The 15,150-nt window shown below is 40.3% G+C and carries 12 protein-coding genes and 1 riboswitch; of the genes, 1 reads left to right on the top strand and 11 read right to left on the bottom strand.

What is annotated here, in order from left to right; genetic code table 11:
* Window positions 1-226: 226 nt before the first annotated feature.
* Entirely contained in the window at window positions 227-1,237 is a 1,011-nt protein-coding gene (locus CD001_RS24125; RefSeq protein ID WP_096190119.1) for a chymotrypsin family serine protease, read from the top strand.
* An 18-nt stretch (window positions 1,238-1,255) separates the two neighbouring features.
* Here CD001_RS24125 and CD001_RS24120 read toward each other — a convergent pair whose 3' ends face one another.
* The 11 genes from CD001_RS24120 to CD001_RS24070 form a co-directional block, all read right to left on the bottom strand.
* Window positions 1,256-1,849: a precorrin-2 dehydrogenase/sirohydrochlorin ferrochelatase family protein gene (locus CD001_RS24120; RefSeq protein ID WP_096190118.1), complete on the bottom strand. Its 594-nt coding sequence runs from the start codon at window positions 1,847-1,849 to the stop codon at window positions 1,256-1,258.
* A gap of 115 nt (window positions 1,850-1,964) precedes the next feature.
* On the bottom strand, window positions 1,965-2,726 hold the full coding sequence (locus tag CD001_RS24115; protein WP_096190117.1) for a sirohydrochlorin chelatase: 762 nt from the start codon (window positions 2,724-2,726) through the stop codon (window positions 1,965-1,967).
* Window positions 2,727-2,742: 16 nt separating this feature from the next.
* Window positions 2,743-3,540 carry a uroporphyrinogen-III C-methyltransferase gene (gene cobA, locus CD001_RS24110; RefSeq protein WP_096190116.1) on the bottom strand — a complete coding sequence of 266 codons (798 nt, stop codon included), beginning with the start codon at window positions 3,538-3,540 and terminating at the stop codon, window positions 2,743-2,745.
* A gap of 18 nt (window positions 3,541-3,558) precedes the next feature.
* On the bottom strand, window positions 3,559-3,768 hold the full coding sequence (locus CD001_RS26635) for a DUF3906 family protein (RefSeq protein ID WP_179298886.1): 210 nt from the start codon (window positions 3,766-3,768) through the stop codon (window positions 3,559-3,561).
* A gap of 40 nt (window positions 3,769-3,808) precedes the next feature.
* Window positions 3,809-5,431, bottom strand: coding sequence for a nitrite/sulfite reductase (locus CD001_RS24100; RefSeq protein ID WP_096190114.1), 1,623 nt, complete (start codon window positions 5,429-5,431; stop codon window positions 3,809-3,811).
* A gap of 14 nt (window positions 5,432-5,445) precedes the next feature.
* Window positions 5,446-6,057: an adenylyl-sulfate kinase gene (gene cysC, locus CD001_RS24095; RefSeq protein WP_096190748.1), complete on the bottom strand. Its 612-nt coding sequence runs from the start codon at window positions 6,055-6,057 to the stop codon at window positions 5,446-5,448.
* Complete coding sequence (sat, locus tag CD001_RS24090; protein WP_096190113.1) at window positions 6,057-7,196, bottom strand: sulfate adenylyltransferase; 1,140 nt, start codon at window positions 7,194-7,196, stop codon at window positions 6,057-6,059. The genes cysC and sat overlap by 1 nt, the downstream gene beginning before the upstream one ends.
* Complete coding sequence (locus tag CD001_RS24085; RefSeq protein ID WP_096190112.1) at window positions 7,196-7,945, bottom strand: phosphoadenylyl-sulfate reductase; 750 nt, start codon at window positions 7,943-7,945, stop codon at window positions 7,196-7,198. The genes sat and CD001_RS24085 overlap by 1 nt, the downstream gene beginning before the upstream one ends.
* A 32-nt stretch (window positions 7,946-7,977) precedes the next feature.
* Window positions 7,978-9,045 carry an inorganic phosphate transporter gene (locus CD001_RS24080; RefSeq protein WP_096190111.1) on the bottom strand — a complete coding sequence of 356 codons (1,068 nt, stop codon included), beginning with the start codon at window positions 9,043-9,045 and terminating at the stop codon, window positions 7,978-7,980.
* A gap of 144 nt (window positions 9,046-9,189) precedes the next feature.
* A riboswitch (SAM riboswitch) is annotated at window positions 9,190-9,296 on the bottom strand.
* 402 nt (window positions 9,297-9,698) lie between these two features.
* Window positions 9,699-13,154, bottom strand: a complete 3,456-nt coding sequence (gene metH, locus CD001_RS24075; RefSeq protein WP_096190110.1) for a methionine synthase — start codon at window positions 13,152-13,154, stop codon at window positions 9,699-9,701.
* 84 nt (window positions 13,155-13,238) lie between these two features.
* Entirely contained in the window at window positions 13,239-15,092 is a 1,854-nt protein-coding gene (locus tag CD001_RS24070; RefSeq protein ID WP_096190109.1) for a bifunctional homocysteine S-methyltransferase/methylenetetrahydrofolate reductase, read from the bottom strand.
* Between the last annotated feature and the right edge of the window lie 58 nt (window positions 15,093-15,150).

The following is a 15,150-nucleotide window of genomic DNA, read 5'->3' as shown; positions in this document are numbered from 1 at the left end:
TAAGATTCTTATGGATAAAAGTACAAGTTTACTAAGGCTTTTTCCATTGTTGGTAAAAAGACAACTTTACTATATCGCATGCGACTATGAGTGTTTATATAGAGAAGAAGAACTAATTAATAAGTTTTTGAAGGAATAATAAGAGACTTCTTGAATGTAATGGTACAACAATTGAATAAAACAGAAATCCTGTCAAGCGTTTACCTAAAAATAGGAGGGATGAAGAATGGCTCATTTATCCAAGGAACAATTGGCAAAAGTAAAAAAGGTGAAAAGTAAATCGAATGAAGAAGTTATGTTGAAAAAGCAGAACGTTGTTGGTGTTGGTATCGGCATTAAAATTCAAGGTGGAAAATCAACGGATCGACCTGCTTTAATTACTTTTGTATCGAATAAGCAGCCATTAAAATCGTTGTCAGAAGAAGATGTGGTTCCTACCACCATCGAAGGTGTGGAAACAGATGTCATCGAAATTGGCCTTCCTGAGATCCATATTTTTAAGGATGAAAACGTAAAAACTAAGGAGTCTGATCAGATGAGGACACTCCCTGGTAATGAATTGAATACGAAAATTCGACCTGTGAAAGGCGGGTGGAGTATTGGACACCCAGATATTACTGCGGGAACCGTAGGAGCTATTGTTTATAATCGGGAAGAGTCCAATCTTACAAAGTATTATATTCTCTCCAATAATCACGTATTAGCGAATAGTAATAATGCGAATATCGGTGATCCCATCTTACAGCCTGGTGCTGTCGACGGCGGAAGTGCTCCTGATGATCAAGTAGCGACACTCAGTCGTTTTGTACCAATTGACCTTACCCCTGACAAACCATTATCGGAACACGAAAATGTCATCGATGCTGCCATAGCAGAAGGGTCGCTTCAAGAACTCGATCGAGATATATATTGGAGCGGTTATGTTAGAGGATGGGTAGAAAAAGATGAAGTTGAAGTTGGTGCTGTTGTTAAGAAAATCGGAAGAACAAGTGGGTATACGACAGGGGAGATTTTATCTGTTGATGCTACGATTGATGTAAATTTCGGAAATAACCGTGTAGCGCGTTTTCATGATCAAATTCTCACGACCCACATGTCTGAAGGTGGTGACAGTGGGTCGCTAGTCACCGATATGGAAAACCGAGCTGTAGGCTTGTTATTTGCAGGAAGCACCGAAGTTACGATCTTAAATCAAATAGAAAACGTGAGAAACCTTTTAGAAATTGATTTTGTTTAAATTTCATTCCCCTTCGGATCATCCGATGGGGAATTTTGTTCGTTCCTCAAGTATCTCTTTTCGTTTTATTGGATCGGGTTCTATCTTTTGCAATTCAGTTCTTAATAAATGTAATTCTTCTAAATACGAGTCATATTCTGTGCCAAATATGTCGGATAAGTAGTTACGAATTTTTTTTGCTAAAATTGGACTTTTCCCAGAAGTTGTCACACTTATCTTCAGTGCACCTCTGTCGACTACAGCAGGGAAGAAGAAGCTGCTTAATTTGGGGTTATCAACAATATTTATGAGTGAGACGTGTGAAAACAACTTTTGGGCAAGCGCCTCATTCGTTGTAAAAGAATCTGTCGCAACGACAACTAAAAAAAATGAACGCCAATCTATTTTTAGACGAGTACAATATTCCTTTGAAACGTCTTCAATGGTTAAGGCGGTTTTTTTAACGTGTAATTGACTAAATTGAGATTTCAGTTTTTCTGTAAGAGTAGGACTAATGAGAGTGACATCTGCTTTTTCCTTTAGTAAATAAGCGATTTTTCTTTCTGCTATGCTTCCTCCGCCGACAACGAGCACTGGTTTTCGATGAAGCTGGAGGGTAAAAGGGGTACTCATTCGAACCTCTTCCTTTCAAATAAAGATAAGAATCGTGTAGCGAACAGTTACCTTCTAGCAGCGTGCATAATGGGAAAGAAAGGTTCCTGACAACTGCTTCAGTAGCTAGAAAACGTTACGTGTTTATATGTGCACTTGCTATTTGTTCCTCTAACCACTTAGAGACGAGTGGATGGGGGAGATAGGTTTGTGCGTTCCATTTATAAGATATTCCTTTTAATTTTTTTGGAATGACTTTATTCGTGAAATAGCCTTCACTTAAAAAGAGTGGCACAACAATCAATGGATGGCCACTTGAAGCAGCCTTTACTGCACACTCTTCAAGGTTGTCTGGATGCAATGTTCCATGGATTATTTGCTGGAATGGCATTTGTTTAGCGATCTTCTGTTTGATTTCTTCGAGCATCGCTTCCCATTTTTGGTGAAAAAAAGGTTCGTCGCTCCCATGAGCGACGAAGAGTAACACTTCTTTTTCTGGGTTCACTGACAAAGATTTTACCCTCTCCTCAATGATGTCAAGAATGAGCGGGTGAGTGTCCATAGGTTCGATCCAAATCATTTGAGCAGAAGAAGTGATTGGTTTCAAGTCCGTTTTAATAACTGGAGTATCTATTTGCCCTAGTACATATTTAATTTCCTCTATGTGTGTGCTTCCTGAAGAAACAAAGAGGGGAATTGAAAGGATCGTATCGACTCCTTTATTCTCCAATTGTCGAATTCCTTGCTCGATCGTTTGCTCATCAGTAAACTCCAAGTGACCTACGACAATAGGTAACGGAGATTTTACTTGATGGATCGCATCTTCAACTTCTTTAGTCCAATTCGGATTACTGGAGCCGTGCACGATAACTAACACACCCGTCTTATTTTGGACCATACGTTTAGCGCCTCCTTTATAAAGTGACTGCTGTATTTAAATACGAAGAATGAAGTAACTTTTCTTCAAACCAGGCTAACTTTTCTCTCAATTTTACAACTTCACCTACAACGATGATCGCTGGTGATTGAAAGTTCGTTCTTTCTACTTCTTCGGCAATGGTGGATAATTCTCCTGTTAATGTTTCTTGTATTTCACAAGTCCCCCAGCGAATAAGAGCGACAGGGGTAGTTGGAGCAAGGCCATGATGAAGAAGGTTATCTTGTATGACGTTGATTTGTTTAACCCCCATGTAGAAAACGAGCGTATCGACTCCTGAAGCGAGACTTTTCCAATCAATCTCTTGTTTATTCCCATCTTTTCTCCGGTGTCCTGTGACAACAGCAAAGGATGAGCTTACTTCACGATGTGTTAAAGGTATGCCTGCATAAGCAGGAGCAGCAATTCCGGAAGTAATTCCCGGGATGATCTCAAAATGGAGACCATTTTCACGACAGGAAACAGCTTCTTCACCAATTCTTCCAAAAATGGTTGAATCTCCACCCTTTAGCCTGACTACCTTTTTTCCGCGTAATCCATGGAAAACTAAAATTTGATTTATTTCCTCTTGTGAAGTGGAAGGACCTTGTGGTGTTTTTCCACAATAGATTAACTCTGCATTCTTTTTGCCATGCTTTAATATTTCCTTGTTCACTAATCGATCATAAACAATGACATCTGCTTCCTGTAATAATTCGGCACCTCGAAGAGTTAACAGCTTCGGGTCACCAGGTCCTGCCCCAACGAAGTAAACTTGCCCTTTGCTTTTTTTCACACTGCTTCCTCCTCGAAATTATTCTTGACTTCTTAGAACGAAGCCAGCTTTTTTGCCTATTCTTCTCGTTTCAATTAAGGATAGCTCTTCAATAACGGGCATTTTTAAATATCCTTTTTCTAATTCTACTTCGGCGGCATCGAAAGCTGTAGATTCTCCATCTGCAGCAATGACAATGTGTACATGTTCTTCCTTATTTATTACTGCTTCAAATCGATAGAGTTTCATATCGATTCCTCCTTCATCTGTAGTGACGTGAAGATAATCGTCAGGACACGTTGATTTTTTCTTCAATGATCGACGTGAGCTTTTCTTGTAGTAAGTCCTTTCCTGTTCGTTCAAAAAAATCATGGAAATTCTCTTCTGTATGCTTTTCATCATTAAAGTGCTTTAAAAATTCAAGCAGGACCTCATTTAAATAGGGAGCTTCGATTTTTCCCCTGAGCTTTTGATTAAATTGAGCATTTTCTGAGAGCTTGCCACCGACATAGATTTCAAATGCTTCAACGAGCTCCTTATTTTTATTTTTCATTTTGATCCCTTGAAGGCCTATATCTGCTATTTGCCGTTGTCCACAGGCGTTAGGGCAGCCAACCATATGAATTCGAACAGGAACATCAACCGCTAAATGATCGTCTAAGTATTCAGCGATTCCTCTCATACGTTCTTTCGTTTCCACGAGTGCGAGGTTGCAATATTCAATTCCAGTACAGGAGACCGAATACCCTATAAAGCTTTTAGGTTCTATGTTTAGTCGATCTAAAAGACTTTCATTTAGGAAAGCATCTACATCGTTATCTGGAATATGTGGGATGACGACATTTTGAGAATTGCACGTACGAATCTCGCCTTTTCCATATTGATTAGAAATACGTGCCAATTCAATGAGTTCTTCTGAATACAATCTTCCAACAGGTATGTTTAAGCCAATATAATTTAATCCTTCTTGTTTTTGTCGGTGTACACCATAAAAATAACCGGCGTTCCATGCTTCAAAACGGTTCTCTCCTTTTTCAGGTAATGCGATGAACTCAGAAAGTTTTTCTTTAAATGTTTCTGGCCCCCAGTCTGCCATCAAAAACTTTAACCGGGCACGGTGGCGTTTGTCGCGGTAGCCATGATCACGAAAGATTGTCGTTATGGCCTCTGTTACTTCTTTTACTTGCTCTGGTTTCACAAAAACATCTAGTTCTTGTGCTAAATATGGCTTTGCCGATAGTCCTCCTCCAACTAAGACATGGAATCCGATAACTTCTTGGCCATCAATGTTTTTTGTTGCCGGTACAAACGACAAGCAATTGATCTCTGCGTTCTGCGCATTGTTAACATTTGATGAGATGGATATTTTATATTTGCGCGGAAGGTTGGAATAATCACGATTTCCTTGAAAATACCAATAGACCTCATTTACGATCGATCTTGTATCCATTAATTCGTTAGGATCTATTCCAGCTAATGGGTTGCCGACAATAGTCCGCATAATGTCTCCGCACGCTCCAACAGTGGATAACCCAACGTCTTCAAGTCTTTTAAAAATCTCAGGAATATTTTCAATCTCGATCCAATGAAACTGGACCGCCTGACGAGTTGTAATATCAATGACGTCACGTCCATAATCTTTTGCAATCCCAGCTAACGTGAGCGCCTGATCATACTTTAAGATGCCAGAAGGGATATTAACTCTCATCATAAAATATCCGTCTTCTTTTGGCTTTTGTAAATAGAGTCCTGCCCACTTAAACAGAGGCCATTGATCTTTTGGGATCGACTTGAATCCTTCTTTCGCGTACCCTGGAATATCGTCTAATATATCTAAGCCATCCTTTTCTAATTTCGCTTTTTCCTCTTTGCTTAACTTTTCATTGTTTGCCCAAACTTTTGTGTAAGCCATGCTATCTACTCCTATCAAAAAAGTATGATTTGTTTTTCGACTAAGTAGTCCACGATCTGCTCTACTGAAGCCTCGATCGATGTCTCATCAGTACAAATAGTAAGTTCAGGGTTAGCGGGTTCTTCATATGGAGCACTAATACCTGTGAACTCAGCAATTTCTCCTTTACGTGCTCTTTTGTATAATCCTTTAGGGTCACGATTTTCACATTCTTGTAAACTGCACTTTACATAAATTTCAATAAATTCTTCTCTCTCAACCATTTCTCTCGCAAGTAGACGATCCTCTTGATAAGGGGAGACGAAGGCTGTTAACACAATTGTGCCGTTATCAACAAATAATTTTGACACCTCTCCAATACGCCGAATGTTCTCTTGGCGGTCTTCGGGACTAAAACCGAGGTCAGCGTTTAACCCATGGCGGATATTATCACCGTCTAGTACGTAACTACTAATCTGCTTTTCAAATAGTCGTTGGTTCACAGCATTAGCTAACGTCGATTTCCCAGACCCCGATAGGCCTGTAAACCATAATACACAGCTCTTATGTCCATATAGCTGATGTCGATCATTTTTTGTCACGAAGGAATCATGCCAGTAAATGTTGTTTGTCGTCGGATTTTTCATCATACGGTTGTTTTCATCCCATCAATTAATACTTTTACTACTTCTTTTCGGCTGAATTCCGGTGGAGGTATTAGACCATTGCGTAACAGCTCGCGCACTTTCGTACCAGAAAGGATGACACGATCTTCTATATCATGAGGACACGTTTTCGTCGACGCCATGTTCCCGCATTTTTTACAAAAGAAGCTATGCTCAAAAAAGAAGGGGGTAATACCTAATTCTTCTTCTGTAAACTGCTGGAACCCTTCTTGCGCTTCATATGTGCCATAATAGTTTCCAACTCCAGCATGATCTCTTCCAACAATGAAATGCGTACAACCATAATTTTTGCGAACAAGTGCATGAAAAATCGCTTCTCTCGGTCCGGCATATCTCATAGTAGCTGGGAAAACCGCTAGGAATACTCGGTTTTGAGGATAATAATTTTCTAATAATACGTGATAGCTTTTCATACGTACATCGGCAGGAATGTCATCAGATTTTGTTTCTCCTACAAGTGGATTCAAGAATAGACCGTCAACGGTTTCTAAAGCCGATTTCTGAATATACTCGTGTGCTCGATGGACAGGGTTTCTCGTTTGGAAGCCGACAACGGTTTTCCAGCCTTTTTGTTGGAAAATTTCTCTCGTTTCAGCAGGTTCTAAATAATAGGTGGAAAACTGTTCTTTCTCATGTTTTTTTACTAACGTAATCGGACCAGCTAAATACGTGTCGCCCCTTTTGAATACGTTTTTTACACCAGGATGTTCGTTGTCATTTGTTTTGTAAACGTTTAATGTTTCAATTGTTTGATCAGGGGAGTAGATCTCTTCTAGTTCTAATACACCATAGGTTACACCTTCGTACGTTAAGCGGATAGATTCACCTACATGTAAAGACTTTGCATACTCTTTCGGAACGGGAAGTGTAATGGGGATGCTCCAAATCTCTCCTGTTGATAGTCGAAGATGATGAACAACATTCTCATAATCTTCTTTTCCAAGAAATCCTGTTAATGGACTATATGCCCCATTTGCAAGTAGTTCTAAATCAGATAACCCCGTTTTATCTAATTCAACAGAAGTCTCGATCGACGTGTAATCAAAGCTTTCATCAATACGGTTTACGAGGCTTCCTCCATGTGGAATACTTTCTGTCATTATGAATCACTCCTTGGATTTGTAGGTCTTGAGTGCAGACCACACTCAGTTTTTTCGATATTAGCCCACCGCCCTGCACGATGATCTTCGCCTTCTTTGACTGTTAATGTACATGGTTCACAACCAATACTAGGGTACCCTTGATCATGAAGTGGGTTATAAGGTAAGTTATTTTCCTTAATATAGCGCCATACATCTTCCCAGCTCCAATGAATAAGAGGGCAAACCTTAATAAGTTGAAATTTGTCATCTTTATTGATAAATTCGGTATTTGCCCGCGTAGGGGATTGATCTCTACGTAAGCCGGATAACCAAGCTGTACTTCCTGCTAATGCTTTTTTTAATGGTTTGTTTTTCCGCAGGTTGCAGCATAAGTCTGGTTGAGTTTTCCATAGTTCATCCCCGTACTTTTCCTTCTGTTCCTCGAGACTTAATTCTGGCTGGATCATTTCAATATTGAGTTGAGGATATTTCCTTTTTACTTGATCAATAACATCATAGGTTTCTTGAAAATGTACATGAGTATCTAGAAAAACTATTCTGGCATCCTTTTTTACTTCGCTGATCATATCGATAAGAACAATACCTTCAGCCCCGAAACTACAGGCATATACTAGCTTTTCACCGAAAAAATCATAAGCCCATTTGATGACATCCTGCGCTTCTAAATAACGCATTCTCTTATTAAAGAATTGATAGTTTTTTTCTGAGAATGTGTGATAATCTACTTGTTTAACATTGTTGTCCATTACATAAAGTCCTCCTTTCTATGGAATAGTAGCTAATTCTGAATCGTTTTACGCTCTATTTTGACAGAGCGGTACAAGCTTAACGTGCCGATCGTTGCAATAATAATTGCGGACACTATAACAACGATATAAGGGTTTGGGTGAAGAAATAAATGAATCAAACTAAACGAAATGACCAGTGATAGTACAGGTGAGACAATCCATACTTTTATTATTTTCTTTATCACATCCTTTTGCCAAAGTTGAAATCCATTTTCCGCACACCCAATGCCGATAATGCCTGAGGTAGTAGCTTGTGTGAGCGGAACAGGAACCCCAAAGATCGAGGCGATGATGACTAATCCACCTCCAGTTCCAGAAACGGCTGTACCTTGAAGTAGTGAAAAGGAAGTTATTTTCTTGCCATTTGTCTCGAGGACTTTACCTCCTAAGAGAAAGGCTCCTAACGCTACGAAAAACCCCCCGACCCAAACCCCTGTAGAACCATCCATTAATCCTGCTCCTACTAACGGACCTATAGCATTTGCAACGTTATTCATTCCAGCTGAGAAAGCCTCGACAAATCCAGTTAACACTAAAACAATCGCAAGTCCTTTTTTCCATTTCCCTCTTCCTTTTAATTGGGGCCACTTTTTCTCGACTATGATAATGATTTTTCCGAAAGTAAAGCACATGATAAAGGCGGTAATGGGAACGATTAGCCAAAATGACACGATGAAGAGAATGCTAGATACATAAAGAGCTTGAAAGGCAACCCCGACTCCAACAACAGCTCCGATTGTCACTTCACTCGTAGAGAGTGGAATACCTATGAAGTTAGCCAAAAACAAGGTAAGACAAGAAGCGAGCAGAATAACAACAGCAACTTCAACAGAAAAGATATGAGTGGGGATGATCCCTTCACCGATAGTTTTTACAACAGCTCCACTACCTATAAGTGCCCCGAGAAAAGCACCAATGCCAGCAAGTAGTAAGGCAATTCTTTTTCGTTTGATTGCACCGCTGCCATATGCTAGCCCCATAGTAGCAGCTGCTCCACTTGCACCAATGTTCATTGCGAAAAATAAAGCAATCGTTATCGCAAAGTAGGATAAAACCATCCCAACACCTCCAAAATGATCTGACGTAAAATGAAATAAATATATATAAAACATATCTGTTTACTAGGTATTATGATAATAAAAAGGACCTCTTCCATGAGAAGAGGTCGACTGTTGTAAAAATAAAAATACAGTTTCGTCGATCCCTTATCTTTCAGCATGAGAACTGATGGAAGTAGCACCTTTTGATATTGAATCAATGGTTGCCGAGGAGTCATCGGGCCAGTTCCCTCGTCCTCTCTTGATAAGAGCTTAAATTTGATTGGTTGTTTTAAAAGCAAGGTCATTACGGCTATCGAATACTCCTACGCCGTGATTTTCTTAGCTAAATCTCTATTTTAAAACATCTTTATTATATTTTTCCTTTTTTGAATATTTAGATTGTATTGTAAAGTGAATAAGGGAAGACGTCAATAGAAAATTGGAAAAAATTTATTTTTGAGGCTGTATACCTCATTTTATTTGTATCAAATGGGTAATTTGATGGAGGGAAGAAAGAAAGTCGAAGAAAGTACTGCTAATCGTATGACATTCTTACTCTTTCCTTCTCCATTAGTTAAAAACTCAACCCCAAAATACAATATTCGATTAGAATAATTGATGTTGTTCAATTTTCCATCGTTGTGAGCAAAATCGATGCTAGTCGAATTTATTTATACACTAAAATATCTCCCCTCCGGGTGGGCAAATACCATCGCTGAGACACTTGCTTCCGGCTCCATCATAAATTCATCGGTCAATTGTACACCGATTTTGTGAGGTGTGATGAGCCTAAACAGTTTGGCCTGATCTTCAAGGTTCGGACATGCTGGATAGCCGAATGAGACACGTACTCCTTGGTAACGAGCAGAGAAACGTTCTCTCATTGTGAAATCAGGAGGGTCTGGAAATCCCCACTTATCACGCATAAGCTGGTGTACTCTTTCAGCGAATGCTTCTGCTAGTTCTAAGGCTGTTGCTTGAATAAGGTGGCTATCTAGGTATTCACCTGCTTCTTTAGCTTCTTCTGCTATTTTACGAACGCCTTTTCCAGCTGTTACCGTTAGGAAGCCAACATGGTCCATTTCACCACTGTCTGTAGGCCGTAAAAAGTCAGCTAAGCATAAGTAAGGGTCCTTTTTCTGCCGTGGAAACTTAAAGCGCTCTAATATTCGTTCATGGTCGTTCGGGTCATATACTAACACATCATCCCCATCTGACTGAGCAGGGAAAAATTGATACATTCCGTCAACAGACAACCACTTTTCTTTTGCGGCTCTGACCAAAAGTTCATCCACTTTGCTTTGAAGATCGAGCGTTTTAGTATCTCCTCGTTCTAAGTTTCGTCTAATATTTCCGTTTATTCCCAGATGATGACCAAGCAATGTTTGCATGTTAATGTACGGATAGAGGTGATCTAAACTGTAGTTTTTCATTACATGCAAGTTGTAGTCTTCGGGTTTGAATAATGGTGCTTCCTTTGAAACTTTTGACTTCGGTCTCTCTAATGTAGCTACTGCATTTTGCCTTTTGGAGACGCCCTCTTCACCAGCTTGCGCTATGGATAGCTTCGCTTGTTTTTCAAGGTGTGCGGTTAGCAACTGTTCCTTTTGTACAGGTTCAGCTAGTTTATTTGCCAGCTCCAGACCATTCATCGCGTCCTTTGCATACAAGACCAAACCCTCGTATGCTTTTGAAATCTTTGTTTCGGTAAATCGACGGGTTAAAGCTGCTCCTCCAACTAATATCGGAATCGAGATCCCACGATCACGTAAATCATTAGCTGTGAGCACCATTTGCTGTGTGGACTTTACTAAAAGTCCGGATAAACCGATGGCATCTGGATCTTCCTTTTTAATGGCCTCGATTAATTCGGATGATGTCACTTTGATCCCTAGATTAACAATTTGAAAGCCGTTATTTTTTAATATGATTTCTACTAAATTTTTCCCAATATCGTGGACATCGCCTTTCACTGTAGCTAAAAGAATTTTTCCTTTTCCTCGGTCGTTTTCTTTCTTTTCCATATGAGGCTCTAAATAGGCTACAGCGGCTTTCATTGCCTCAGCTGACTGAAGCACTTCCGCTACGATGAGCTCGTTATTGTTAAACAGTTTACCAACCTCGTCCATGCCGTCCATTAATGGACCATTTATAATATTGAGCGCTGAATCGTACTTTTTCAAAGCTTCGTCCAAGTCATCATACAGGCCTTCCTTTGTGCCTTCTACGATATAGCCGGCAAGGCGCTCTTCTAATGTCATCGTAGCCGACTCAATCTTTTTCTCCGGCTTTTTCTCTCGATAATAAGCGGTGAATGTAGCTAATGTTTCATCGTTTGTATGAAATAATAGCTGATCTGCAAGTTCTTTTTCTTCTTCGGAAATGGAAGCGTAACGTTCGAGCTTTTCCGTATTAATGATGGCATAATCAAGACCTGCTTTTGTACAATGATACATATATGCAGCGTTAAGGACTTCTCTTCCTAAAGGAGGGAGTCCAAAAGATACGTTGCTCACACCTAATATTGTCAAGCATTCCGGAAAAGCCTCTTTAATCTTCTGAATACCAATCACAGTCGCTTCAGCGGATCCAATGTATTGAGCATCTCCAGTCCCAACCGGAAACACGAGCGGATCAAAAATAATATCTTGTGCAGGAATGTCGTATTTATTCACGAGCAAATCGTACGACTTTCGGGCAATCTCCAGTTTTCTTTCAGCTGTAACGCCCATTCCGATTTCATCAATCGTTCCAACGACAACTGCAGCCCCATATTTCCGAACGAGAGGGGCAACTTTTTCAAATCGTTCTTCGCCGTCTTCTAAGTTTATCGAGTTAATGATTGCTTTCCCTTGCGAATACGTTAAGGCTCGCTCGATGACTTCTTCATCTGTAGAGTCAATCATAAGAGGAACTTTTACTTTATTAATGACATGTTGCAGAAATTCGGTCATATCCTTCATTTCATCACGGTCTGGGTCAGCCAAACAAATGTCAATCACATGGGCGCCGCGTTTCACCTGTGCTCGAGCGATTTCAGATGCCTCTTCATATTTTTCTTCGCTAATCAGCCGTTTGAACTTTCTTGAGCCAATGACATTCGTTCGCTCCCCAACCATGATCGGGCGCATAGAAGGGTCATAAACAAGAGGCTCGATTCCTGAAACAGTATGAGGGTGACTTTTTTTAGGTTGACGTGGTTGATAACCAGCTATTGTTTCCGTCATGACGCGGATATGTTCAGGTGTCGTTCCACAACAGCCACCAGCAATATTGAGCCACCCTTTTTTTGCAAAGCCTTCTATTTTTTTTGCTAGTGATTGTGGTGATTCATGATAATGACCTTCTTCATCAGGAAGTCCTGCATTCGGGTAACAGTGAACATAGGCAGTGGAAAGCTCAGAAAGAGAACGTAAATGGTCCTGCATAAACTCTGGTCCTGTCGCACAGTTTAACCCTACTACTGTTGGATTCATGTGCTCTAGAGAGATATAAAATGATTCGATGTTTTGCCCGGCTAAGGTCGTTCCCATTGGTTCAATCGTTCCTGATACGATAAGCGGAACATGGATGTTACGTTTGTTCGATACTTGCTTGATTGCCACATAAGCGGCTTTGACGTTGCGCATATCTTGACTTGTTTCAAGTAAAATAAGGTCTACACCTCCGTCAAGTAACCCTTCGACTTGTTCCTTGTAAGCTGAGGTGAGCTCGTCAAACGTCGTTCCACCAGTAACCGATAACGATTTTGTTGTCGGCCCCATTGCCCCAGCAACATATCGTTCTTTATCTGAAGTTGAAAAGGTCTGTGCCTCTTTCACTGCGAGCTCTGCTGCTCGTTTATTTACTTCATACGCCATGTGTTGCAAATTATAATCGGCTAGCACGATACTAGTAGCGCCAAATGTATTCGTTTCAATAATATCAGCACCGGCTTCTAAATATTCACGATACACTCGAGTGATCACGTGTGGTGCTGTTATGTTTAAATATTCATTACATCCTTCGTACTCTTCTCCACCAAAGTCCTCGGGCGTTAAGTTAGCATTTTGCAGCATCGTTCCCATCGCACCGTCGAGGATGAGAATACGATTTTGCAACGCTTGTTCAAAGGGTGACTTCACCATGTTGATCGTCCTTTCTTTTTTAAAAGATAAGAGCTAACAGTGTATTTAATAAAAGCTGTTTTACGTGTTTCTTAAAGTGAGTGATTAGGACTGAAGTGAAACACGACGATCAGCTTTTACAATATGCTTCGTAAGCTCCACTGTCATGTTATAGCGTAAAAATGGGGTGATTAAGTAAATACTTTGAAAATACTCGGTTGCGGTATCTACCAAGCCTTTTGCTAAAGCTAATCCTTCTCGCTCACTTGCGTCACTGTCACCAGCGAATGTTGCCATGTGTTCACGAACATCTTTCGGTAAGAAGATGCCGGGAACTTCGTGGTGTAAAAATTCAGCATTGCGACTGCTTACTAAGGGCATAATTCCTACATAAACAGGAACTGGTAGATGTTTTGTAGCTTCGTAAACGTTTTTTAATTGTTCTTCGCTATATACAGGCTGACTCATAAAGTAATCTGCACCTGCTTCAATTTTTTTCTCAAGACGTTTTACTTCTCTGTTCAAATGCCGGGCATTTGCATTAAAAGCAGCAGCAACAGTAAACGAAGTTTTCTCACCTAACTCTTTACCTGTAAAAGAAATTCCTTCGTTTAATCGTTTTATAAGACGAATTAAATCTAAGGAGGACATGTCATAAACCGAAGTAGCCCCCGGAAAATCGCCAACCTTTGCCGGATCTCCTGTAATTGCGAGCACATCATGAATCCCAAGAGTATGTAAACCTAACAAATGGGATTGAAGGCCAATGATATTCCGGTCTCGGCAAGCCAAATGGAGGAGGGGTCTAACTCCTGTTTGCTGCTTGATCAACGTCCCTAGAGATAAATTATCGATTCGCGATATTGCAAGAGAATTATCTGCTAATGTCACAGCATCTACACCTGCAGATTTAAGGGCCTCTGCTCCTTTAATAAATTCCGATGCTTTTGACAAAACTTTAGGTGGGTCCATTTCAACAATGACTGAATGTCGGCTTTTCGAAAAATCGGGAATACGTTCTTTTGTATCGTTAGAAGAGACGATCACTGGTGACGTTTTACGTTTGTTGACTACTTTTTCTTCAATAGGGATTAATTTTTTTTCAGTTACAGCCTTTCTAATCGCTCGAACGTGTTCAGGTGTAGTCCCACAGCACCCGCCAATGAGTCGTACCCCTTCTTTTACTAATGCCTCTGTCATATCGCCAAAATAGGAAGGATTAGACTGGTAAAAATAGCGACCGTCCCGGACATTAGGGAGGCTAGCATTCGGATAGGCAGAAAGATAGCTGTTTTTTAATAGAGGCACCTCTTCTAGCGTCCGCAGCATATGGTGTGGCCCCATTCGACAATTAAGACCAGCTACGTCTACACCTTCTTCTTCTAAGTGAGTAAGTGCGTCTGAAAAGGGCATTCCGTCTTGGAGAACACCGATATCACCAAGAGTGACGTGAGCAATGATCGGCTTATTCGTATGTGCTCGTATAAAACGAACGAGCGCAACTAATTCTTGAAAATCGTAAAACGTTTCTAGTAAAAAGCCGTCGACATCAGCATCTAATAAAGTCGATGCTTGCTGCTGAAGACTTTTTCGAATATCTTCAGGTTCATAGTTTGAGTGATGGATATAGCTAATCCCGATTCCCCCAATAGTCCCGAAGACATACGTATTCTTTTTTCGTGCTGCTTGCCTTGCGATGTTCACAGCGGACCGATTCATCTCTTCCACGTGCGGTTCCAACAAGTATCTGCGCAGCTTAATCGAATTAGCCGCATACGTGTTCGTTTGAATAATATCTGCACCTGCTTCAATATATTGTTCATGTACATGAACAATTTTTTCAGGATCGGTCAAGTTCAATTCTTCAAAACAATCATTGATACCGTCTTGATAGAGAAACGTACCCATTGCACCGTCGCCTACTAAAATTTCGTCTCTTAATCTCTTTTTTAAGCTCATCCGTGTTTCCCCTTTCTAAAAAGATAAGAAAGTATAAAAATTCAATTTCTTGATTGCT

Origin of the sequence: Evansella halocellulosilytica (genome assembly GCF_002335745.1) — a bacterium.
In the GTDB taxonomy this organism is placed as follows: Bacteria; Bacillota; Bacilli; order Bacillales; family Salisediminibacteriaceae; genus Bacillus_CA; species Bacillus_CA halocellulosilytica.
Note: the sequence above shows the minus strand (reverse complement) of the source record. Positions and strands in the feature narration are given on the sequence as shown.

What these genes read in the sequence shown, in the direction of transcription:
- CD001_RS24070 (WP_096190109.1), bottom strand. Translation starts at nt 15,092, where the DNA reads ATGAGCTTAAAAAAGAGATTAAGAGACGAAATTTTAGTAGGCGACGGT.
- CD001_RS24125 (WP_096190119.1), top strand. Translation starts at nt 227, where the DNA reads ATGGCTCATTTATCCAAGGAACAATTGGCAAAAGTAAAAAAGGTGAAA.
- CD001_RS24115 (WP_096190117.1), bottom strand. Translation starts at nt 2,726, where the DNA reads ATGGTCCAAAATAAGACGGGTGTGTTAGTTATCGTGCACGGCTCCAGT.
- CD001_RS24085 (WP_096190112.1), bottom strand. Translation starts at nt 7,945, where the DNA reads ATGGACAACAATGTTAAACAAGTAGATTATCACACATTCTCAGAAAAA.
- CD001_RS24080 (WP_096190111.1), bottom strand. Translation starts at nt 9,045, where the DNA reads ATGGTTTTATCCTACTTTGCGATAACGATTGCTTTATTTTTCGCAATG.
- metH (WP_096190110.1), bottom strand. Translation starts at nt 13,154, where the DNA reads ATGGTGAAGTCACCCTTTGAACAAGCGTTGCAAAATCGTATTCTCATC.
- cysC (WP_096190748.1), bottom strand. Translation starts at nt 6,057, where the DNA reads ATGAAAAATCCGACGACAAACAACATTTACTGGCATGATTCCTTCGTG.
- sat (WP_096190113.1), bottom strand. Translation starts at nt 7,196, where the DNA reads ATGACAGAAAGTATTCCACATGGAGGAAGCCTCGTAAACCGTATTGAT.
- CD001_RS24100 (WP_096190114.1), bottom strand. Translation starts at nt 5,431, where the DNA reads ATGGCTTACACAAAAGTTTGGGCAAACAATGAAAAGTTAAGCAAAGAG.
- CD001_RS26635 (WP_179298886.1), bottom strand. Translation starts at nt 3,768, where the DNA reads ATGAAACTCTATCGATTTGAAGCAGTAATAAATAAGGAAGAACATGTA.
- CD001_RS24120 (WP_096190118.1), bottom strand. Translation starts at nt 1,849, where the DNA reads ATGAGTACCCCTTTTACCCTCCAGCTTCATCGAAAACCAGTGCTCGTT.